Below are 22,158 nucleotides of genomic sequence, written 5' to 3' on the forward strand. Positions count from 1 at the left end.
TTTCTCTTACTTTTGGGTTCCTAATCGCTCGCGCTGATAACTACCGTCCTGTACACGCCGACACCAAGCCACATTATCCAAATACCACTGTACAGTTTTACGAATACCCGATTCAAAGGTCTCCTGAGGCTTCCAGCCCAATTCACGTTCGATCTTTCCGGCATCAATGGCATAGCGCATGTCATGGCCAGGACGATCCTGTACATATTTGATCAATGCTACATAGCTGTCGGCATTACCCGGCTCACAGGAGTAGGTATCGATATTTGGATTATTTTCCGATGGAGACAATTCCTCCAACACGGAACAAATGGTTTTCACGACTTCAATATTTTGTTTTTCGTTATGCCCACCGATATTGTAGGTTTCACCAATTCTACCTTGAGTCGCAACCACAACCAGAGCTCTAGCATGATCTTCGACAAATAACCAGTCTCGGATTTGATTACCTTTACCATACACCGGTAACGGCTTACCTTCCAAGGCGTTCAAGATAACCAAAGGAATCAATTTTTCCGGAAAGTGATAAGGCCCGTAGTTATTCGAACAATTGGTCACCAATGTCGGTAAGCCATAAGTTCTCTGCCATGCACGAACCAAGTGGTCGGAACCGGCCTTGGAGGCAGAATAAGGCGAACTTGGCGCATAAGCAGTCGACTCTGTGAACAACGGAAGATTATCACCTCTTCCCGCTTCGTCCGGATGCGGAAGATCGCCATAAACTTCATCTGTCGAGATATGATGAAAACGGAAAGCCGCTTTTTTGTCACCTTCTAAACTGCTCCAATAAGCCCTCGCCTGCTCCAAAAGCGTATAGGTTCCGACAATATTGGTTTGGATAAATTCGCCCGGCCCATCGATCGAGCGATCGACATGCGATTCCGCCGCCAGATGCATAACGACATCCGGCCGATGTTCATTGAAAACGCGTTTCAATTCCACCGCATCACAGATATCCACCTGTTCAAACGCATAACGCGGGTGATCTCTTAACGATGTCAGAGACTCTAGATTCCCGGCATAGGTCAACTTATCGACATTCACGACTGAATGCGCTGTATCGTTAATCAGATGGCGCACCACTGCCGAACCGATAAAGCCGGCGCCGCCTGTAACTAGAATATTGAAAGATGAACTGTTTTTTTTCATTTTTTAGTTTTTGAGCTTTTATTTAAAGGAGTCCTACCTTGCTATCACATGACCTTCAACGACAACAATGCATTGGAAATATTGAGCATTATGATTTCATATATCACATTCATTTTATTTTTACAGACCGTTCATTAAGGCGTTATTAACCTCCAGCTCTTTTTAATTTAATTTCGCTAATTTTTTTTCCCATTCCCAAGCGTGACGAACGATAACCTCTAAGCTATCAAACACAGGGCTCCAGCCCAATTGATCTTTCGCCCTAGTCGAATCTGCAATCAATACCGCAGGATCTCCTATTCTCCGTGCACCGTATTCCACATTAAAACTACAGCCATCTTCAGCCACAACTTTATTCACCATATCGATTACTTGCCGTACAGAAAACCCCGATCCATTACCCAAATTGAACATCAAGGCTCCCTGCCCTTTTCCTGACAGGACATAATCCAAAGCTAGAGAGTGCGCTGAACATAAGTCACTAATATGGATATAGTCTCGAATACAAGTTCCATCCTTAGTTGGATAATCTTGACCGAATACAGTAATAGACTCCCTGCGGCCTGATGCAGCTTGCAAAACAAGTGGAATAAGATGAGTTTCTGGGTCATGACACTCACCAATTTCACCTTCAGGATCAGCGCCACAAGCATTGAAATAACGCAAACACACTGAGTTTAGCCCGTAAGCTTTAGCGTAGTCCTGCAAAATACGTTCTACCATTAACTTACTTGAGCCATAGGGGTTTATAGGGTTTTGCGGATGCTTTTCATCAATTGGTACATATTCAGGTTCACCAAATGTTGCAGCCGTTGACGAAAAGATAAAACTTTTTACCTTGTGGCGTACCATAACATCCAATAAATTAATTGTATTACCAACATTATTACGATAATACTTCGCAGGATTTGTTATTGACTCACCCACAAGGCTGTTGGCAGCAAAATGCATCACTCCATCAAAATGATTTTCAACAAAGAGCATTTCTAATAATTTCATGTCATCCAAGTCACCCTCGACAAGCCGACCATATTTAACAGACCGAAGAAAGCCTGTTGTCAGGTTATCGAAAACTGTTACTTCATGCCCGCTCTTTACAAGCATCTTAGCCATATGAGAACCAATATAACCAGCACCACCAACGACTAAAACCCTCACTGATAATACCTTTTATACCATTCAACAAATTTACCAATCCCGTCCTCAATCGAAGTACTTGGTTTGAAGCCGGTGTCTGCGATCAGATCATCCACATCGGCGTAGGTAATCGGTACATCCCCGGCTTGCATAGGCAAAAGATTTTCTTTAGCCTTTTTCCCGCAGGCATCTTCGATGGCTGTAATAAAACGGCGAAGCGTAACCGGCTGGTGGTTACCGATGTTATAGACCTTATAGGGCGCTTTGGCATTGGTAATTTCGGAAACTTGCGGTTCAGGAATGCGATCCATGACGCGGATCACGCCTTCAACAATATCGTCGATATAGGTAAAGTCGCGCTGCATTTCACCGTTGTTATAAACGTCTATTGCTTTGCCCTCGAGAATCGCTTTGGTGAATTTGAAATACGCCATATCCGGACGTCCGAAAGGCCCGTAAACAGTGAAGAAACGCAAACCGGTAGTAGGGATTCCATACAGGTGGCTATAGGTGTGAGCCATCAGCTCATTGGACTTCTTGGTCGCCGCATACAGACTGATTGGAAAATCAACACGATCATCGGTACTAAAAGGCTGTTTGGTATTCATGCCATATACTGAACTGGAACTGGCATAGACCATATGCTTTACCTTGGAGTGACGACAACCCTCAAGAATATTCACAAAACCGACCAGGTTGGAATCTACATAGGCGTGCGGATTATCAATCGAATAGCGCACACCAGCCTGAGCTCCCAGATTCACGACCACGTCAAACTGCTGTTCGGCAAACAAAGTTTCAATCCCGCTGCGATCCGCCAAGTCCAACTCAATAAAGCGGTAATTGGCCGCATGTGAATGTTTCGCTAATTCAGCCAGCCGATCATGCTTTAGTTGCGGATCATAGTAGTCGTTAAGGTTGTCGATACCGACAACCTGGTCACCACGGCTCAGTAACTGCTGAGTCAGGAAAAAACCGATAAAGCCGGCTCCGCCGGTCACTAATACCTTCGCCATTTTTAATCCTTCCCAAACAGGTCGCGGGTATAAACCTTGTCCGAAACATCCTGAATTTCATCAACCAGACGATTGGCAACAATCACATCGCTCATAGCCTTGAATTCAGCCATATCGGTAATCACCTTCGAATGGAAAAACTCACTTTCGCCCTGCTCGGTTAGCACCGGCTCATAGATAACCACTTCAATCCCTTTAGCCTTAATGCGTTTCATAATGCCCTGGATCGCAGACGCGCGGAAGTTATCCGAACCCTGTTTCATAATCAGGCGGTAAACACCGACAACTTCCGGATTACGCTTAATAATCTGATCGGCAATAAAGTCTTTACGCGTGGTATTGGCATCGACAATTGCAGCAATCAGGTTCTGCGGGACATCCTGATAGTTGGCCAGCAGCTGCTTAGTATCTTTAGGCAGACAATAGCCACCATAACCGAAAGACGGGTTGTTATAGTGATCGCCGATACGCGGATCAAGCCCCACCCCTTCAATGACCTGCTTAGTGCTTAAGCCATGCGTTTCACAATAGGTATCCAATTCGTTAAAGTAAGAGACGCGCATCGCCAGATAAGTATTTGAGAAAAGCTTAACCGCTTCGGCCTCAGTCGCATCGGTAAAGAGAACCGGGATTTCACTCGCCGGTTTAGCCGCCCCTTCCACGAGAAGATCAGCAAAAGCCTGCGCGCGCTCGGATTTTTCACCAACAATAATACGCGACGGGTAGAGGTTATCGTACAGCGCCTTTCCTTCTCTAAGGAATTCAGGTGAAAACAGAATATTATCGCAATTAAACTTGGCTTTAACGGAGTCGGTATAACCAACCGGAATAGTCGATTTAATCACCATTACCGCACTTGGATTAATCGCCAGCACATCGGCAATCACAGCTTCGACTGATTTGGTGTTAAACGTATTGGTTTCGGTATCATAATCGGTCGGAGTGGCAATAACGACAAATTCCGCCTCTTTATAGGCCAGTTCTTTATCCAAAGTTGCCGTAAAATTCAGCGGTTTATTGGCAAGAAAATCAGAAATCTCATCATCGACAATCGGTGACTGTTTTTTATTTAACAGATCGATTTTTTCCGGCACGATGTCCAAAGCCATTACTTCATGATGCTGAGCCAGCAACACCGCCAAAGACAAACCGACATACCCGGTTCCCGCAACTGCAATTTTCATAAACACTCTTTAACTGAATTAATCCAAATCTAAATACAATCTTGCCATTTTAAAATCATTAAATGACAAAGGCGTGACGATCCGAAACAGAAATTACTGACAACCGTTTCTTCACTCACCTGAAAAAAGTTTCAAAATTAGAGACGAATATTAGCCAAGGCGCGACAGCAATGCAAATAACAACGCAGGAATTATCGAAAAAATAGGTTATTTAGAGGAGATTATGCAAATAATTACTTGAAGAAAAGTAATTGGTACGACCGAGTGGATTCGAACCACCGACCCCCACCATGTCAAGGTGGTGCTCTAACCAGCTGAGCTACGGTCGTATATATAGAATTGTATGGTACCAGAGGTCGGACTCGAACCGACACGGTGTTGCCACCAAGGGATTTTGAATCCCTCATGTCTACCAATTTCATCACTCTGGCACGAATTGTGGCGCGTATTTTAATCAGCCCTCACCATACTGTCAAGCGATTAAGTGAACTTTTCACTATTTTAGTTAAGTGGCCGTTCACAGGAAGAATAGGCTAAACAAAGCGCTGCAGCCCACTCGCTCCGTTAAGCGCTTGAAAACAAAGGGGCAATCGGCGAAAATAGCGCCCCTTTCCGAACAGCCGGCACCGAGAAATTATCCCGTGAAACGACAAGACTTTTATTTCGATCTTCCCGAAGCGTTGATTGCCCAGCAACCCGCCAAAGAGCGACGTGACAGCCGATTACTGGTTTTACAGGGTGACGGCACAGTAAAAGACGCCCGCTTTCCGGACATTCTCGATTTCATTCAAGCTGACGATCTGCTGGTCTTTAATAACACTCGCGTCATTCCGGCTCGCCTGTTCGGTCACAAGGCAACCGGAGGCAAAATCGAACTGCTGATCGAGCGTATTATCGACGACACAACCATATTGACGCATATCCGCTCAAGCCGCTCACCGAAACCCGGCACGGTATTGAATATTGAAAATGCCTTTGATGTGGAAGTCATTGGTCGCGAAGAGGCCCTGTTTGTCATCAAGGTCGTTAATAACAGCCAAACCGCTCTGGAACTGATCGAAGCCCACGGCCATATGCCGCTACCGCCATATATCGAGCGCCAGCAGGAAGGACAGGAAGATTCCGCCGAAGACAAGGAACGCTATCAGACGGTTTATTCGGAAAAACCCGGCGCCGTCGCCGCTCCCACGGCCGGCCTGCACTTCGACAACGACATCATGCAGGCGATCAAAAACAAAGGTGCCGACATCGGATTCGTTACACTGCATGTCGGTGCCGGCACCTTTAAACCGGTTCAGGTCGACGATATCTCCGAACATGTCATGCACTCGGAATACCTGGAAGTGGACGCCCCTTTAATCGAACAAATTGAACAGTGCAAGGCTAGAGGCGGTCGAGTCATCGCCGTCGGCACCACTTCGGTTCGCAGTCTGGAAAGTGCCGCCAAATTCAGTGCGGAAAAACTGCAACCCTACCATGGGGAAACCGATATCTTTATCACCCCTGGCTATCAATTTCAGGTAGTGGACGTTCTGCTGACCAACTTCCACCTGCCGGAATCGACTCTGATTATGCTGGTCTCGGCGCTGGCAGGATACGAGCAGACTATGAGCGCTTACCGCCACGCAGTCGCACAGCAATACCGTTTTTTCAGTTATGGGGATGCCATGCTGGTATTTCCGCAGGAATAATAGAAGAAGAACAAATAATGGAATTTGAACTAGATAATACCGATGGTCGCGCCCGTCGCGGACGTTTGAAATTTAAGCGCGGAATCGTGGAAACGCCGGCCTTTATGCCTGTTGGAACCTACGGTTCGGTTAAAGGTATGACTCCGGAAGAGGTTGCCGAAACCGGTGCACAAATCATCCTCGGTAACACCTTCCATCTGGCGTTGCGTCCGGGTACCGACATTATTGAATTGCACGGCGACCTGCATGACTTCACGCACTGGGAAGGTCCTATTCTGACCGACTCCGGCGGCTTTCAGGTATTCAGCCTCGGGCAGATGCGTAAAATCAAAGAAGAAGGCGTTACCTTCCAAAGCCCGGTAAATGGCGAAAAAATCTTTATGGGTCCGGAAGAGTCAATGGAAGTTCAACGCAAGCTCGGCTCCGACATCGTAATGATCTTCGACGAATGCACCCCTTACCCGGCCAGCCATCAGGTAGCACGTGAATCGATGGAGATGTCTCTGCGCTGGGCCAAACGCTCCAAGGACGCGCACGGAGATAATCCGTCCGCACTCTTCGGGATTGTACAGGGCGGTATGTATGAAGATCTGCGCAAAGTCTCGATTGACGGCCTAAAGGAGATCGGCTTCGACGGTTATGCGATCGGAGGCCTGTCGGTCGGCGAACCGAAAGAAGAGATGATGGCGACGCTGGACTATACCGAGCCGCATATGCCAACAGACAAGCCGCGCTACCTGATGGGCGTCGGCAAACCGGAAGACATTGTCGAGGCGGTACGCCGCGGGATCGACATGTTCGACTGTGTCATGCCGACCCGTAATGCGCGTAACGGCTTCCTCTTCACCCGTGAAGGCGTAGTCAGGATCCGCAATGCCAAACATAAAACCAGCCTTGAGCCGCTGGATAAAGAATGCAACTGTTACACCTGTCGCAACTACAGCCGTGCCTACCTGCATCATCTGGACAAGTGCCGTGAAATTCAGGGCGCACGTTTGAACACCATCCACAACCTGACCTACTATCAGGATCTGATGAAAGGTCTGCGCGCAGCGATTGCCGAGAACAGGCTGGACGATTTCGTACAAGAATTCTACGACGGTATCGGCCAGCCGGTTCCTCCGCTTCAGCCGTTGGAAGCCGGCGAATAAAGGCTCGTCCCATGGAAGTTCAGGCCCTTAGCGGCCTGCACTCTCCGAATTAGCGATCAGCAAAGCGCAGAGCGTTCATGACCCTCGATAAAAACAGTGCAACACTCATCCCGGTCAAGGCAGCCAACATCCACAACCAGCCATGCAGACTGCCGGATACGATGGCACTGAAAAACCCGCCGACATTACATCCGTAAGCGGTTACCGCACCGTACCCCATCAAGGCGCCCATTGCGGAATCCTTGACTCCTCTTCCTAACTTGGCAAAAGGTTCGGCAAACGGCCGTTTAACCTCTTCAATCAGCAGCTCATCGTCTTTCACCTGATCTTTATACAGCCCGCCCTGCAGTGCAAACGCCAGACTGACACCGATCAACATCCCGACACTGGTCAGAACAATCCCGTCATCCAGCAAACTTTTGGAGAGCGCAGTTTCGTTCTGCGCACTGAACGCCCAGAACTCCCATTCAACCGGCAAAGAAAGCGTTTGAATACCTAGAATACCAAGCTTCGGAAAAATCCAACTGACCGCCCAAGGCGCTTGACTGCTTAATAAAATCAGAAAATTCAGTACCGCCAGCAACAGCACCGCCAGCATAAGCGGTGACCTGCGGAAAAACAGTGGATCAGCAACACCAAACCTTTTCTGCTCGCGGTACAGCAACAGTTTATAGAGAGCAAAAATAACAGCTAGGTGCAATGCCAACCCCAAATACCAAGGCAGATCTACGGCTGCAGAAAAAGAGCCCCAAACCGGCATATCAAGCCAAAAATCCGCCTGTGACGCTGCGAGCGTTCCGCCGACAACCATCCATAAAAACACCAGATAGAAACGCCCGTTCAAGGATCCCATATGGCGCAAAGTACCGGAGGAACAGCTGCCAACCAGCGCCATCCCGAGACCGAACAGAAAAGCTCCGATCAGCACATTCATTCCCAGAGGACGGATTGCACCGGAAACCTCGACGCCCTGTGCCGGCAGCAAAGCCAGAGCCGGAAAGAAAAGCACGCCGCCAAACCCCAGAAGCAACAGATGTGAACGCATACCGAGAGTCCTGCTTTCCACCAAAGTCTGACGCCAAAAATTGGCGAATCCGAAGCTGAAAAACTGAAAAACTACACCCAGCAAAATCCCCAGCGCCAGCATTTGCGGTTGGACAGCATTCAACATCAGCCAAACCAGCGCTAATAGCATCGCACTGACAAAAACGGTCTGCCTGGTAACTTTAATTCGCACGCTAGTCTCACCCCACAAAAACTGCTTCTCTTCTTGCAGAATAACCCTGCAAAACACAAGATTATTTTACCTGATTAGTTTTTTAAATAACTTCCGATAAGCCAAATTTGTGATTGAAATTTTAGATGACGGGATAACCGGATTCATGGCTTCTTTTGGACAAACTTCCGCCGCACGATAAAGACTCTCCATCTCGAAGTTGCTTCACTCTCTATCAGGCAAATCTTCAATCCCTTATCCGCCCGGCATTAGTATAAAGAAAATTCCATCAATCGGGCTTACCCAGACGAATTGAGCAAAAAGTTCAGATTTTGAGGATTTTTTAATAAAGCTGTGCCAAAATACAGCGGTTTATCTTTTAAAAGACATTAGGAGTGATCTATGAGCTTTTTTATCAGTGATGCGATGGCGGAAGGAACTGCAGCAGCACAAGGCGGCGGCTGGGAAGGCCTGATTCCATTAATTCTACTATTCGTGGTCTTCTACTTCTTGTTGATCCGTCCACAGCAGAAGAAAGTAAAAGAACATAAAAACCTGGTTGAATCGCTGAAAAAAGGCGACGAAGTGGTCACCTACGGCGGTCTGCTTGGTAAAATCCGCGACATCAACGACAGCTTCTGCGATCTGGAAATCGCAGATAACGTGACTGTTAAGGTTGAACGCCAAAACATCGCACGCCTTCTTCCGAAGGGCACTATGCGCGAAGGTAGCGAATAAACCAGCGCAAATAGAACAAGGGGCATTGGCCCCTTTTGTTGTTTCTAGGGCAGTTATTTTTGCGGGCTGCCAGCAACTATCTGGAAAATAATTTTATGTTTCAAACGCAACAGAAAATCATCAGCAACCAATATCCGGCATGGAAATATCTGCTGCTGGTGGTGGTTACCGTTATCGGTATTCTCTACGCCATGCCGAACATTTTCGGCGACAACCCGGCGGTACAGGTATCTCCGGCCAAATCCGTGGAATTTAACGAACAGACTCGAACGCAGGTCGCCGGCATTCTCGAAAATGCCAATCTGGCGGTGAAATCGTCCGAATTTGAAAACGGCAAATTCCTGATCCGTTTCAAAAACACCGAAGACCAGCTCAAAGCCAAATCACTCCTTAAAGAGGCGCTTGGCCGTTCCGCCGTGGTCGCACTTAACCTGGCTCCGGCAACACCGGCATGGTTAAGCGGTATGGGCGGACAGCCGATGTATCTCGGGCTTGATCTGCGAGGCGGTGTCCACTTCCTGATGGATGTGGATATGGAAGCGGCGGTTGAGAAAGCCTATCAGCGCAGTGTGGACGAAATTAAAGGCCGCCTGCGTGAAGAGCGCGTACGCTACCTGCCGTTCGAAGCCGAAAAAACCCAGATTGAAATCGCGTTTGCTTCAACGGAATATTTCCAGAGCGGCGCCGAGCTGTTGCAAAACGAATTTGCCGACCGCTTTATCGTCACGACCGACGAAACGACCGCAAAACCGCGTGTCACTCTGCGTTTGACGGACAAGGCCATTGCCGAAACGCAAAAATACGCCCTGCAGCAGAACATCACCACCCTGCGTAACCGTATCAACGAGCTGGGTGTCGCCGAACCGGTTATCCAACAGCAAGGTGATCGCCGCATCGTCGTGCAGCTTCCTGGGGTTCAGGACACAGCACGTGCCAAGGAAATTCTTGGCGCCACTGCAACCCTTGAATTCCGCTTAGTGGATGAAAAAGGTGATCCGTTGCGCGCGGAAAAAACCGGATTTGCGCCGAACAACGCATCTCTGGAACATTTCCGCGATGGCCGTCCGATTCTGTTACAGCGTCAGATTATCGTTTCCGGTGAAAACGTCATCAACGCGCAGTCAAGTATCGACCCGCAGCAAGGCTCACCAATGGTCAGCGTGACGCTGGACGGTGCCGGCGGTCGTAAGATGCTGGCGACCACCAAGCAGAATGTCGGTAATCGCATGGCGGTACTGTATATCGAGAACCGTGTCGAGACCGAAGAGATTGACGGCAAAAAAGTCAAAAAACGCATTACCACCAAAGACGTGATTAATGCCGCCGTCATCCGCGGACAGTTTGCCGACCGTTTCCAGATTACCGGTCTGGACTCGCCTCAGGAAGCACAGGACCTGGCACTCCTACTGCGTGCCGGTGCACTAGCAGCGCCGATGGAGATCGTCGAAGAGCGTACCGTAGGGCCAAGTCTTGGACAGGATAATATCAACCAGGGCTTCATGTCAGTCGTCGTCGGCTTCATACTGGTCCTGATTCTGATGGTCTGGCGCTATAAATTCTTCGGAATGATCGCCAACGTGGCTCTGACGCTGAACCTGATTGTTATCGTTGCAGTACTGTCTATGCTGCAGGCAACCCTGACATTGCCGGGGATTGCCGGTATCGTGCTGACCGTCGGTATGGCCGTGGATGCCAACGTACTGATCTTCGAACGCATCCGCGAGGAGCTCAAGAACGGTTCGATCCAGAACGCCATCTACTCCGGTTACGAAAAAGCCTTTGTTACCATCGCCGACGCCAATATCACCACCCTGCTGGCGGCGATCGTTCTGTTCAGTTTCGGAACCGGACCGATCAAAGGCTTCGCGATTACGCTGTCGATCGGGATCATCACTTCGATGTTCACCGCGATTCTAGGCACACGCGCCATTATCAACTGGTACTACGGCAACAAGCGTGTTGAGAAACTGTCTATTTAGGGATTCGATATGAGTACAGCGACTGAAACAAAAATGATTAACTTTATGGGGCAGCGCTTTCTGGCAATGCTGCTCTCCGCGGTGATGATTATCGCCTCCCTTGGCGGCCTGTGGATGAAAGGCCTGAACTTCGGTATCGACTTTACCGGCGGAACCCTGATCGAGGTTTCTTATCAGAAACCGGTCGATCTGACGGTATTGCGTAACGATTTGGCAAACGCCGGCTTTGACGAAGCGGTTGCGCAACACTTCGGCGCCGCGGAAGACGTACTGATCCGTATCGCGCCGCGCGAAGGCATGAACTCGGCGCAACTGAGCAATCAGGTCATGGATGCTCTGCGTGCAGCAAGTGCGGATCCGATCGAATTGCGCCGTGTCGAGTTTGTCGGCCCTCAGGTCGGTGACGAACTGACTGAAGACGGTGCTCTGGCGGTTCTTTATGCGCTTTTCGGGGTTCTGATTTACGTAGCCTTACGATTCGAATGGCGCTTCTCTCTGGGCTCGGTCGCCGCATTGGTACATGATGTTGTCATTACCCTCGGTGTTTTTGCCTGGACGCAGATGCAGTTCGATCTGACCGTCGTAGCGGCCATTCTTGCAGTTATCGGTTACTCACTCAACGATACCATCGTTGTGTTTGACCGTGTCCGCGAAAACTTCCGCACCATGCGCGAGGCGGATCCGGTGGAGGTGACCAATATCGCCGTCAACCAGATGCTTTCACGAACCATTATGACCTCCCTGACCACTTTGGTGGTTCTGCTGGCACTATTCTTCCTAGGTGGTGAAGTGATTCACGGTTTTGCTGCGGCTCTGATTGTCGGTGTTGTAGTCGGTACCTACTCGTCAACCTACGTCGCCTCCGCGATCGCCTTGATACTCGGCGTATCCAAAGAAGACCTGATGAAGGCTCCGAAAGAAGATCGCAATACGGAATCCGAAGAAGCCGAATTGCAGCGCTTATTCCTGGAACAGGAAGCCAAACGCGAAGCGAAACTGGCCTCTAAAGGGATTAAAGAAGACGAGTAAAAAAATCTATGGCTCTCGTGAGCAAAACAGAGTAAATTAAAGCGGCTATATAGCCGCTTTTTTTATTGGGAAATCAGAAAACAGTCACTCTATCTCTATGGACTCAACAAGTTTACAGAAACTGCAGGACGCCAAAACGCTGGCGCAGAAATTTGCCGCTCAGGTCGAGGCAGACCCTCAATTAAAATCGAGCACTGCCGACGACACCGCCAAAAGCGGAAAACAGCTTAAAGCCAAATCCAACTTCACCCGTAAAAGTTTCCAACCTAAAATCAGCACTTACGAAAAAGCCTTCTGGCGCGAACGACTCTGGCTTAACCCGCTTCTGGCCCTAAGCGCTCTATTGTGGTTTCCATTTATCCTGCAACTTTTTACCGACAACCTCTGGTTTAACCTGATCCCGCTTCTACTGTTCACCGGCCTCGAATACTGGATTACCCGTTCTGTCTGCACACCTTTGCACACTGTTCAGCCGCCTTTGTGGCAACGCTTCATGCTTCTCTACGCCTTGCGTCGGGGAGCCGTCGTCGGTGCTTTAGTTCTTGCGTTTGGTGCCTTGCAGAAAACCGGACTTCCGCTGATTATGCTTTATACCACCGCGATCTTCCTCTACTGGGTGATGCAAAGTTTTCTCTACTGGCAACGCAGAAAATTCCAGCGTCTGCAAATCGCGCAACTAAGCTAGGAGAACACATGAGCACAATTCAACCGCAAAATCTCAGCGAAGCGCTGGAACTCTATAACGACCTTTACGCGCTTACTTCGCAAAGCCAAAGCTTCCCTTATGCCGAAGAGTGTCTGTTAAGCGCCCTGTATCGGCAAGCGACAATCGGCGACTGCATCGGCTCACGGCCGAGCCGCAAAGAGTGTTTTGAACGCCACAAATTCGACGTCTGGCACGAGCTAAAAGGCATGCCGCAGGAAGATGCCGAAACGCTCTTTATCCAAGAACTGATGAGAGTCAATCAAGAGCTGACTCAAGCCATCGAAACGACCGCCGCTTAAGCCGCCTGCAAGCGGATTGACAAAATAATCGTTATTACCTGCGGAGTTTTTGAGTTCGCGCGCGCGCGCTTGTATAATACCGCTCTTTGATTTTGCCCGATTTTGAGCATCTTATTATTCGTAAGCGGTTGATATTCCATGTCTTTACAACTTGAAACCTCCAAACGTCGCACCTTTGCGATTATTTCTCACCCGGATGCCGGTAAAACCACCGTGACCGAAAAGCTGCTGCTATACGGCGGAGCCATTCAGATGGCCGGGGCGGTTAAAAGCCGCAAAACCGATCGCGGGGCGACATCCGACTGGATGAAAATGGAGCAGGAGCGTGGGATCTCGGTTGCCTCCTCGGTGATGCAGTTCCCTTATAAAGGCGCGGTAATGAACCTGCTGGACACTCCGGGGCACGAGGATTTCTCGGAAGATACCTATCGCGTATTGACCGCTGTTGACTCGGCGCTGATGGTTATCGACGTCGCCAAAGGGGTTGAGGACCGTACCATCAAGCTAATGGAAGTCTGTCGTCTGCGCACCACGCCGATTCTGACCTTTATCAACAAACTCGACCGCGAAGGGAAAGAGCCGATCGACCTGCTGGACGAAGTCGAAGAAGTTCTGAATATCGCCTGCGCGCCTATGACCTGGCCGATCGGCATGGGCAAACGTTTTAAAGGAATCTACCACCTGTACAACGATACCGTGCGTATTTTCGCACAGGCCGACGGACAAACCGCTTCGGAAGGTGAACTGATCGAAGGGTTGGATAACCCTCGCCTTGACGAACTGCTGGGCGCTCAGGCTGAAGAGTTGCGCGAAGAGGTTGAACTGGTACGCGGTGCCAGCCACGAATTTGATCTTGAACTGTTCCTGGCCGGTGAACTGACGCCGGTCTTCTTCGGTTCGGCGGTTAATAACTTCGGCTTGCAGGAACTGCTGGACGGCTTCGAACAGTATGCCCCTGCGCCGAAAGGCCGCGAAACCGAAGACCGTTATGTGGAAGCGAATGAAAGTAAACTGACCGGTTTCGTGTTTAAGATTCAGGCGAATATGGATCCGAAACATCGTGACCGTGTTGCCTTTATGCGTATCGTTTCCGGAAAGTACGAGAAAGGCATGAGCCTTAAGCATGTTCGTATCGGCAAGGACGTCAAGATTGCTAAAGCGATCACTTTCCTGGCGAATAAACGCGACCATGCCGAAGAGGCCTATCCGGGCGATATTATCGGGCTGCATAACCACGGAACTATTAAAATCGGCGACACCTTCACCCAGGGCGAAGAGCTGAAATTCACCGGGATTCCGAACTTCGCACCGGAACTTTTCCGCCGCGCGCAACTGAAAGATCCGATGAAAATGAAAGCGCTGCAGAAAGGTTTACAACAGCTTTCCGAAGAAGGGGCAACTCAACTGTTCCGTCCGGTCAGCAATAACGATCTGATTCTTGGTGCCGTCGGTGTCCTGCAGTTCGAGGTGGTCGCACAGCGTTTGAAAGACGAGTACAACGTCAACTGTATTTTTGAACCGGTTAACGTCAACACCGCACGTTGGGTTATCGGCGACAAGGCGGAGATCGAGAAGTTCACCAAAAAGGTCACGGAAAACGTTGCCTATGACGCTGCCGATCAGCTGGTTTATATTGCGCCGACTCGCGTCAACCTATCGTTGATCGAAGAGCGCTGGCCGGATCTGAAATTTGTCGCAACCCGCGAACATTAACGCAAACCGCCCGCTTCGGATCCTAGCCGAAAAATAAAAAAGCCGGAAATCACTTCCGGCTTTTTTATTTAGAGCACCGCAAAACATCAGCGCCCCATTTTGCCACCCATTCCGCGATCCATTCGATAGTTATCACGAATCATATCGCCGCGGCGAGAGTCATCATCTCTAAACCGGTCCTGATAAGCCTTGCGTTCTTCTCTCTGCTGCTCATCACGGTATTTATAGGCTTCTCTTTCCTGTTCTTCGCGATATTTTCGGTTTTCACGCTCGCTCTCTTCGCGATATTTACGCTGCTCCTTTACCGCCTCGTTATACTGCTTGCGCTCTTCAACCCGATATTGCTGCTCCTGCTGTAAGCGGCTTCGCTCCTGTTGCATCTGTTCTTTCTGAACCTGCAAATCTTGCTTGTCTTGCGGTGCGGCTTGAACCGCAACAGAACCCAACAGCGATGCCATCGCCAGGGAAATTAAACCAATCTTAAATTTTTCTGATCTCATTATTTTCTCCTTTGTGTTCCTTATCGAGCGGAACGGCTCCAAGTATAGTTCTGCTACATGAATTTAACCTGAAAAATCCTTATCGACTGTGCAGTTTCTTCGTTAATCCTATTTTAAGCAAATACTGGAATGAAAAAATGGAGACAATAAAAAACCCCGGCCTGAATTTTCAGACCGGGGTTTCGGAATATGGCTCCCCAAGCTGGACTCGAACCAGCGACATACGGATTAACAGTCCGGTGTTCTACCAACTGAACTATTGGGGAAAAGTGTTTCAAAATCGCCTAAACGATTTGATGAGGCGTATTATATTGAGCAGAATCTGCATTGCAAGTTTTTTTAAAAAAAATTATGCACTTGCTGCAGATTCCGATGCTGCGTCACCTTTACTGTCAGACTAACTGCAGACCCGGTTTTTGCCGCTGTTTTTCGCCTGATACAACAATTCATCCACTCGTTGATAAATGGCATCGAAACTGTCGCCTTCACGTATTTCAGTCGCCCCCAGACTGATCGTCACATGCAGTCCTGGCAGCACATCCACGTTTTCGTAGACGGCCAGGCGGATTTTTTCCGCCAGAACCTCGCCTTCCGGCAGCACCGTTTGCGGTGCCAATACGACAAACTCTTCACCACCGACTCGGAAGAGCAGATCGGTCTTTCTGACCACCGCAGTGATAACCTCGCTCATTTTGACGAGCACGTCATCCCCTACTTTGTGCCCATACTTATCGTTAATGGCTTTAAAATCGTCTATATCAAAAATAATCATACAGAATGGCTGCTGGTAGCGGTTGAACAGATCCAGCTGCTCTTTCATCCGCTCATTGAAGTATTTTCGATTGTGTAACTGGGTCAGTTCATCGGTATTGGTCAATCTGAGCAGCTGCTGCTCGTAGAAGCGCATTTCGGTATGATCGACCGACACCACGATGACCTGATTGGAATCCGGAATCAACGACAGAGATGAACTCAGAATCTTTTCTTTGCCGTCTTTTCCGATACAGACCCTTTCAAAGTCTTCATAGAAACCTTTGTAGAACACTTCTTGCATGATTTTTTTATTCTCTTCCAGATAGTCCGGATGGGTAAGATCATTACAGGAGATCTTTAACAGCTCCTCTTTCGAATATCCCAGAAGATCGCAATATTTCTGGTTCGCTTTCAGATAGCGCATATCCTGATCAACAACGGCAATCCCTTCTCGGGCCGTGTCGAAAATAGCCTGCAATTCATGCGTTCTATCCATAAGAAGGCGCTGCTGCTGATTTTTCTCGGTCACATCTCTCACCGAGGCATAGATCAGATCCTGTTCTCCGACACGGATCAGGGTAGCCGAGACTTCCGCTTCATAGGTAGTACCGTCTTTACGGGTATGAATTCTCTCCAGGTTTAGCGGCTTTTCATAAGAAAGCAGGGAAACGATATCACCGAAGTTGTCTTGTGATATATCCGTATCCCAATCCCAGACATTGAGTTGCAGCGCCTCTTGCGAAGAGTAACCGAGAAACTCCTGAACGCGTTTATTGATTTCGACCACTTTGCCATCGGTATCCATAATAAAAATCGCATCCGATGCATTGTTCATCAGCTCAATCAGTTTCTTACGCTCGCTTTCATAACGCGCCTGAATAAGATGTTTCTCGGTAATGTCATAGATACTGCCAAGCGAGCGCACATAATCGCCGTTGGCATCGTAGATGTGATGCGCCCGTTCTTCCACATATTTTATCTCGCCGTCGTCGGTAACGATCTGATGGGTCACGAAATACGGTTTCTTTTCCGCCATAGACTCACCAAAAGCGGCTTGCAATCTGGCTCGATCACTCTCGGGAATATAGGACAAAAAATCTTCAAAAGAGATTTTACGGGCGTAATCGCGAACCTTGAAAATATCGAACACCCCTTCGCTCCATTTAAGGTATTGAGCGCCCTGCTCAAACTCCCAAAAACCGATTTTGGCGACCTTGGATGCCTCATTCAAACTGCTGTTTAACTTATCGATCGTATCGAGCCGAAGCAGAGTCTTGCCGAACAGTTTGACCACTACGTAGGTCATCAGCATGGAAAAGAACAGGATCATCAAAAAGACCGCCATTTCTCTTTCGGCAAGCTGATCATGCTGACTCTGCGCAAAAGACGCTTTTAATTTGAAAAGAATTCCCAGCTCGGTATTAATCGGCGTCGTCAATTTCTTGAAGAAAAAGTCTCCGCCATCATAGGACTCGCTTTTCAATATTTGCTGATACAACATCGGATACTCATCAGCAAGCTGATAAGGCTTCTCTTGATAGCTTCCCCAGCTTTTGGATGGATCGTAATGGAGCAGAATTTCGCCTTTTTCGTTAAGCAGAATTGAGTCATACAGCGGCGCATTCATCAAACTGTTAAGCGTGTTCTCCATAAAAAAATTAATCACCAGAATGCCGCCAAACTCTCCGTCAACAGCGACCGGGAGAATCGCTCTCAAGGTTGGCATAAACGGCTTAACGACGGCACCGTTTTCGGTCAGCAGGTCAATATCTGAAAACCAGACCTCATTCAGAGGCTTGTTTTTGGATTGCTGAAAAAAGTAACGCGAACTTTTGTCTTGAAGATTTTCGCTCGCAACAACCTCAACCGGCGATTCATAGCTGCTTCGATGCACGCGGACGACTTCCCTTCCGTCGCGATCGATAAAGCGGATCTGCATAATGTCATGACAGTTGCGGGTAAAATTGCCGAACAGCGCTTTCACCGAATCCTGTTGCAACGGATTCTGCAAAAAATTCTGAAATGCGGGAAAGCCGGAAATCGACTGAAGCTTATGCTTGGACTGGTGTAAAAAACCCAACAGAAAGCGCTCTCGCTCGACACTTTTGTTCTTGGCATTGTTCAAGGCCGCTTTTTCAATGTAATCACTGAAATACACTCTGTCCAGAGCGTTATAGGCGAGAGAAATAGAAAGTCCGAACCCGAGCAGAATCAGAATCAGGATTTTAATTTGGCGAGACTTTAAGATTTTCACCGTATTCCCGGAAATATATAGAATAAGAATTATTCTACAGTTCGTAGGGATAAATAAATAGTGCACTGACACATGACATTAAACCGATTTCCCGCTAAATTAAGCTATATCAAGCCCACCTTCCCCTCTCAAGGAACCATGCAGGAAAAAGCAGCCGACATCACTCTCGACGTTATTGACTCGATCGACCGAATCGATGCCGATCAATGGAACCGTTTGCATCAGAGCAGTTACCCTTTTATCCAGCACCAATATCTGGCCGCGCTGGAACGTCACGGCTGCGTCAGCGAACGCTTCGGCTGGATTCCGAAACATCTGTTTTTCCGCTCAGACGGAAACCTGATTGCGGCCATGCCGCTGTACGAAAAACACAATAACTACGGGGAATTCGTCTTTGATCAGCCTTGGGAGCAGGCGTGGAACAGCATCGGCCTGAATTATTATCCGAAGCTGGTCAGCGCGATTCCTTATACGCCTGCCAGAGGACCACGCCTGCTGATACACCCGGATTTTCGAGATAATCCGCAGTTAACCGTGCAGGTTGTCGAAGCGCTGAAAAACCTGAGTCAGCAACAGGATTACAGCGGCTTTCATCTGCTGTTCGCCGACGAACAGGCCAAACTGGCCGCACAGCCGGAAATGCTCAGTCGTCACGATGTGCAATTCCAATGGTTTAATCAACAATACCGGGACTTCGACGATTTTCTTGCGGCCTTAAAATCCAAGAAACGCAAAAATATCCGTCGCGAGCGCAAGAGCGTCCAGCAACAGGGGATAAGTTTTCGCTGCTTGAACGGCAGTCAGGCGACTGACAAAGACTGGCAGGACTTCGATTACTTCTACCAGAAAACCTTTCTCGAAAAGTGGTCCACGCCAACTCTAAACTACGATTTTTTTCGTGAAATCTCACAAACCATGGCGGACAAGATTCTGCTGGTTCTGGCGGATAAGGACGGTGAAACCGTCGCCGGCGCACTGATGTTCAAATCCGACCTGGTTCTGTACGGTCGCCACTGGGGATGTTGCGAACAGATCAAAGACCTGCATTTCGAAGCCTGTTTCTACCAGGGAATCGAGTTTGCCATCGCCCACGGACTGCAGCGTTTTGAGCCGGGAGCCGGCGGCGAACATAAAATTGCCCGTGGCTTTGTGCCGGTCCGCCTGCAATCCAGTCACTGGCTGACGGTCAATCCTTTTGTCGAACCGCTTAACCGCTTCATTCACGAAGAACGGGAAGTGATCGCGCACTATATCGACGACCTGTGGCAAAGTTCGCCCTTTCAGGAGACGGAAAATCTTCAACGGCTGGCACAGGAAAGTGAAAAGCTCGGCGTTTAAAGCGAAAAGACCACTTCCAGCGGATTATGGTCGGAGATCGCTTTCACATCAAAGGCGCGCGCCGACTCGACTGTCAATCCACGATAGAAGACATAGTCCAGTATCTGGCGGTTAAGGGTTTTAATCGGCGTGACATCCGGATAAACCACCTGCGACAAGCCAAGCTGACGCGCGGCGTTTTCCAGAATGGCGACCCGGGTTTTATTCCAGGTATTGAAATCGCCGCTAACGATCATCGGGCCGCGCTTTTCGCTTATCAGATTCCAGAGCAGCGTCAGTTCCCGCTGAAAAAGCCGGTTGGGCACGAAATTAATCGCGTGGATATTAATATGCGTCAAAACCTGCCCGTCGCTTAGGCGATGCTCAGTAACCAGAGAGGTTTTATGCGTAGTCCAGCCCAGTTCGCGACTGCGGGTCAGCAGTTGGTGTTGCGCGCTCATCGCGAAGCCGCAGGCGGTCAATACGCCGAAATGTCTGCGCCGGGTTTCAATATTCGGCGCCATAATAAACGGCATGTTAAAGAAGCGGTTCTGCATCGGGAAAGTTGCCGCCTCCTGTAGGGAGAGCAGATGCGGCGTTTCGATATCCAACAATTGCTCGATCGGCCGATGGGTATAGTGGGAAAAATCGGTTTTTTGCAGATTCCAGGTCAGCAAACGAAACGGATTCGGCAGGACAGAGTCGGCTTCAGGCTTCGTCCCTGCATGAGAAATAAGCGTCAGTTTCGGTTTAAACATAGCAAAGTCGGCCAACAGAAATCGAATCTTGCCTCCGATTATAAAATAGGCGCAAAGATCCGCGTGAAGTTTTCAAACAGTCTGCGTCCCCGAGTGCTCGGAACCTGATAAGGCTGGCTCTGCGCAACCACCTCTTCAACCCATCGCCCGGCCTGCTCGATCAGCTGCGGATCATACACCCAACTGGTCAGCTCATGATTGATAAAAAGCGACCGGTAATCGAGATTGGCCGTACCGAACAGCATCGCTTCTCGGTCGATAAAGACCAGTTTGGCGTGCAGCATTTTGCCGATATAGAAATGAATTTCGCCCCCCGCTTCATGCAACTCCCGCAGATAGGAACTACGCCCCATATCAAAGATCAGGTGATCCGATTTTTCCGGTGAAACCAGTATGACCTTGACGCCGCGTTTCATCGCAATCATCAGAGCCGTCATAATCGATCCCTCGGGTATGAAATACGGAGAGACGATGACAATTTCCTGCCGTGCCGCGTAAATTGCCTGCATCAGCGATTCAAAAAGCGGCTCTTTGTGAATATCCGGACCGGAAGGAATGGTCTGCACCAATTTTTCCGGCGTCGAGATCTCAGCAATTTCGATTTGCGGCAGACTCTCCTGTGTCGTATAGCGCCAATCTTCGTTAAACACGATATGGTAATGCGACAGAACCGGCCCCTGCATTTGAAACAACAAGTCCTTCCATCGACCGTTTTTCGGATCATCACTGACAGAACCGAGATAATCGTTCGACAGATTCATGCCGCCGGTAAATCCAATGTCATGGTCGAAAAGATAGATCTTGCGGTGATTGCGCAAATTAACCTGACTGTTAAAAAAGTTTTTAAAAACCGGCTGGAAAAACGCTACCTGACCGCCGGCGGCAAGGAGTGACCGCAATGCTTTCGGGCGACGGTAAAGCGCAAAAGAGCCGATTGCATCAAGCAACAGTCGAACCTCGACGCCCTGACGGGCTTTTTCGGTTAAGGCTTGCAGAATACGCGCACCGGTTGCATCCAATTCAAAAATATAGGTTTCAATATGAATTCGGGATTGAGCCTTTTGCAGCGCCTGCATAAACGCGTCAAAAGCCAGACTGGAATCATCAAACAGCGCGATTTTATTGCTGGTCGTGGTACAGGCGATCTGGTCGGCAACCAGCAGCTGATCGACCTGCCGCGCCAGACGGTTTTCCGTGGGAATCACCAGACTGTCACTGGGCTTGATCGGAATCACGATATTTGGTTTATTGCGTTTATAGAGCAGTTTCCGCGAACCGAAAATCAGATATAAAAGAATACCGAGGTAAGGCAGCAGCAACAGCGTCAGCAGCCAGACGGTGAGATTCTGCGGCGAACGCTTCTGATACAGCATATGCACCACCGCCGACAGCACCAGAAAGATATAGGCGAAATAGAAAATGGCTAGAAGCGGATTAAAACCGATATCCATAGTTTTGCACACCAAACACAAACGGTCTCGATAGCATAGTCGCTTAGACACGGGATTGAAAGCGAAGCCGACGAGCGTTTGCCGCTCTGAACACCTCACCGAAACAAAAAACCCCGG

At 49.0% G+C, this 22,158-nt stretch carries 18 protein-coding genes and 3 tRNA genes; 9 read left to right on the forward strand and 12 right to left on the reverse strand.

The annotated features are described in order from the left end of the window. Window positions 1–6: 6 nt before the first annotated feature. The 6 genes from rfbB to J3999_RS00640 form a co-directional block, all read right to left on the reverse strand. Window positions 7–1,149: a dTDP-glucose 4,6-dehydratase gene (rfbB, locus tag J3999_RS00615; RefSeq protein ID WP_208125958.1), complete on the reverse strand. Its 1,143-nt coding sequence runs from the start codon at window positions 1,147–1,149 to the stop codon at window positions 7–9. 162 nt (window positions 1,150–1,311) lie between these two features. Then, the gene (gene galE, locus J3999_RS00620) at window positions 1,312–2,307 is read right to left on the reverse strand and encodes a UDP-glucose 4-epimerase GalE (RefSeq protein WP_208125960.1); all 996 of its coding nucleotides are present in this window, start codon (window positions 2,305–2,307) and stop codon (window positions 1,312–1,314) included. Further along, window positions 2,304–3,302 (reverse strand): NAD-dependent epimerase, encoded by a 999-nt coding sequence (locus J3999_RS00625; RefSeq protein WP_208125961.1) that lies wholly within the window; start codon window positions 3,300–3,302, stop codon window positions 2,304–2,306. The genes galE and J3999_RS00625 overlap by 4 nt, the downstream gene beginning before the upstream one ends. Window positions 3,303–3,304: 2 nt before the next feature. After that, entirely contained in the window at window positions 3,305–4,486 is a 1,182-nt protein-coding gene (locus J3999_RS00630; RefSeq protein WP_208125962.1) for a nucleotide sugar dehydrogenase, read from the reverse strand. 252 nt (window positions 4,487–4,738) lie between these two features. Then, window positions 4,739–4,815: transfer RNA gene (locus J3999_RS00635), tRNA-Val, on the reverse strand. Between the two features lie 15 nt (window positions 4,816–4,830). Then, window positions 4,831–4,917 (reverse strand) — tRNA-Leu (locus tag J3999_RS00640). Between the two features lie 210 nt (window positions 4,918–5,127). On the opposite strand from J3999_RS00640, the gene queA reads away from it, so the two are divergent. Together queA and tgt are read left to right on the forward strand one after the other, a co-directional pair. Further along, entirely contained in the window at window positions 5,128–6,177 is a 1,050-nt protein-coding gene (gene queA / locus J3999_RS00645) for a tRNA preQ1(34) S-adenosylmethionine ribosyltransferase-isomerase QueA (protein WP_208125963.1), read from the forward strand. Between the two features lie 17 nt (window positions 6,178–6,194). After that, on the forward strand, window positions 6,195–7,328 hold the full coding sequence (gene tgt / locus J3999_RS00650) for a tRNA guanosine(34) transglycosylase Tgt (RefSeq protein ID WP_208125964.1): 1,134 nt from the start codon (window positions 6,195–6,197) through the stop codon (window positions 7,326–7,328). 49 nt (window positions 7,329–7,377) lie between these two features. Here tgt and J3999_RS00655 read toward each other — a convergent pair whose 3' ends face one another. After that, window positions 7,378–8,565, reverse strand: coding sequence for a YeeE/YedE thiosulfate transporter family protein (locus J3999_RS00655; protein ID WP_208125965.1), 1,188 nt, complete (start codon window positions 8,563–8,565; stop codon window positions 7,378–7,380). Window positions 8,566–8,946: 381 nt separating this feature from the next. Between J3999_RS00655 and yajC the strand changes: the two genes are divergently transcribed. The 6 genes from yajC to J3999_RS00685 all read left to right on the forward strand — a co-directional run bounded on the left by yajC (window position 8,947) and on the right by J3999_RS00685 (window position 15,008). Continuing rightward, window positions 8,947–9,282: a preprotein translocase subunit YajC gene (gene yajC / locus J3999_RS00660; RefSeq protein WP_208125966.1), complete on the forward strand. Its 336-nt coding sequence runs from the start codon at window positions 8,947–8,949 to the stop codon at window positions 9,280–9,282. 95 nt (window positions 9,283–9,377) lie between these two features. After that, a complete protein-coding gene (gene secD / locus J3999_RS00665) occupies window positions 9,378–11,261 on the forward strand; it encodes a protein translocase subunit SecD (RefSeq protein WP_208125969.1) in 1,884 nt (627 codons plus the stop codon). Window positions 11,262–11,270: 9 nt separating this feature from the next. Beyond that, window positions 11,271–12,290, forward strand: a complete 1,020-nt coding sequence (secF, locus tag J3999_RS00670; protein ID WP_208125971.1) for a protein translocase subunit SecF — start codon at window positions 11,271–11,273, stop codon at window positions 12,288–12,290. 97 nt (window positions 12,291–12,387) lie between these two features. Then, complete coding sequence (locus J3999_RS00675; RefSeq protein WP_208125973.1) at window positions 12,388–12,975, forward strand: hypothetical protein; 588 nt, start codon at window positions 12,388–12,390, stop codon at window positions 12,973–12,975. Window positions 12,976–12,983: 8 nt separating this feature from the next. Next, window positions 12,984–13,295 carry an acyl-CoA-binding protein gene (locus J3999_RS00680; protein ID WP_208125975.1) on the forward strand — a complete coding sequence of 104 codons (312 nt, stop codon included), beginning with the start codon at window positions 12,984–12,986 and terminating at the stop codon, window positions 13,293–13,295. Between the two features lie 138 nt (window positions 13,296–13,433). Then, window positions 13,434–15,008 carry a peptide chain release factor 3 gene (locus J3999_RS00685; RefSeq protein WP_208125978.1) on the forward strand — a complete coding sequence of 525 codons (1,575 nt, stop codon included), beginning with the start codon at window positions 13,434–13,436 and terminating at the stop codon, window positions 15,006–15,008. Between the two features lie 86 nt (window positions 15,009–15,094). Here J3999_RS00685 and J3999_RS00690 read toward each other — a convergent pair whose 3' ends face one another. The 3 genes from J3999_RS00690 to J3999_RS11995 form a co-directional block, all read right to left on the reverse strand. Next, window positions 15,095–15,508, reverse strand: a complete 414-nt coding sequence (locus tag J3999_RS00690; protein ID WP_208125980.1) for a hypothetical protein — start codon at window positions 15,506–15,508, stop codon at window positions 15,095–15,097. 190 nt (window positions 15,509–15,698) lie between these two features. After that, window positions 15,699–15,774, reverse strand: a tRNA-Asn gene (locus J3999_RS00695). 131 nt (window positions 15,775–15,905) lie between these two features. Further along, complete coding sequence (locus J3999_RS11995) at window positions 15,906–18,515, reverse strand: PAS domain S-box protein (RefSeq protein WP_208125982.1); 2,610 nt, start codon at window positions 18,513–18,515, stop codon at window positions 15,906–15,908. Between the two features lie 138 nt (window positions 18,516–18,653). Between J3999_RS11995 and J3999_RS00705 the strand changes: the two genes are divergently transcribed. Then, window positions 18,654–19,853, forward strand: coding sequence for a GNAT family N-acetyltransferase (locus J3999_RS00705; RefSeq protein WP_208125984.1), 1,200 nt, complete (start codon window positions 18,654–18,656; stop codon window positions 19,851–19,853). On the opposite strand, the gene J3999_RS00710 is transcribed toward J3999_RS00705, so the two are convergent. Together J3999_RS00710 and cls are read right to left on the reverse strand one after the other, a co-directional pair. Further along, window positions 19,850–20,590: an endonuclease/exonuclease/phosphatase family protein gene (locus J3999_RS00710; RefSeq protein WP_208125986.1), complete on the reverse strand. Its 741-nt coding sequence runs from the start codon at window positions 20,588–20,590 to the stop codon at window positions 19,850–19,852. The two genes, J3999_RS00705 and J3999_RS00710, sit on opposite strands and share 4 nt — an antisense overlap. 38 nt (window positions 20,591–20,628) lie before the next feature. After that, window positions 20,629–22,041 carry a cardiolipin synthase gene (cls, locus tag J3999_RS00715; RefSeq protein ID WP_208125988.1) on the reverse strand — a complete coding sequence of 471 codons (1,413 nt, stop codon included), beginning with the start codon at window positions 22,039–22,041 and terminating at the stop codon, window positions 20,629–20,631. Between the last annotated feature and the right edge of the window lie 117 nt (window positions 22,042–22,158).

It is taken from the genome of Thiomicrorhabdus sp. 6S3-12 (assembly GCF_017571475.1).
Classification (GTDB): domain Bacteria; phylum Pseudomonadota; class Gammaproteobacteria; order Thiomicrospirales; family Thiomicrospiraceae; genus Thiomicrorhabdus.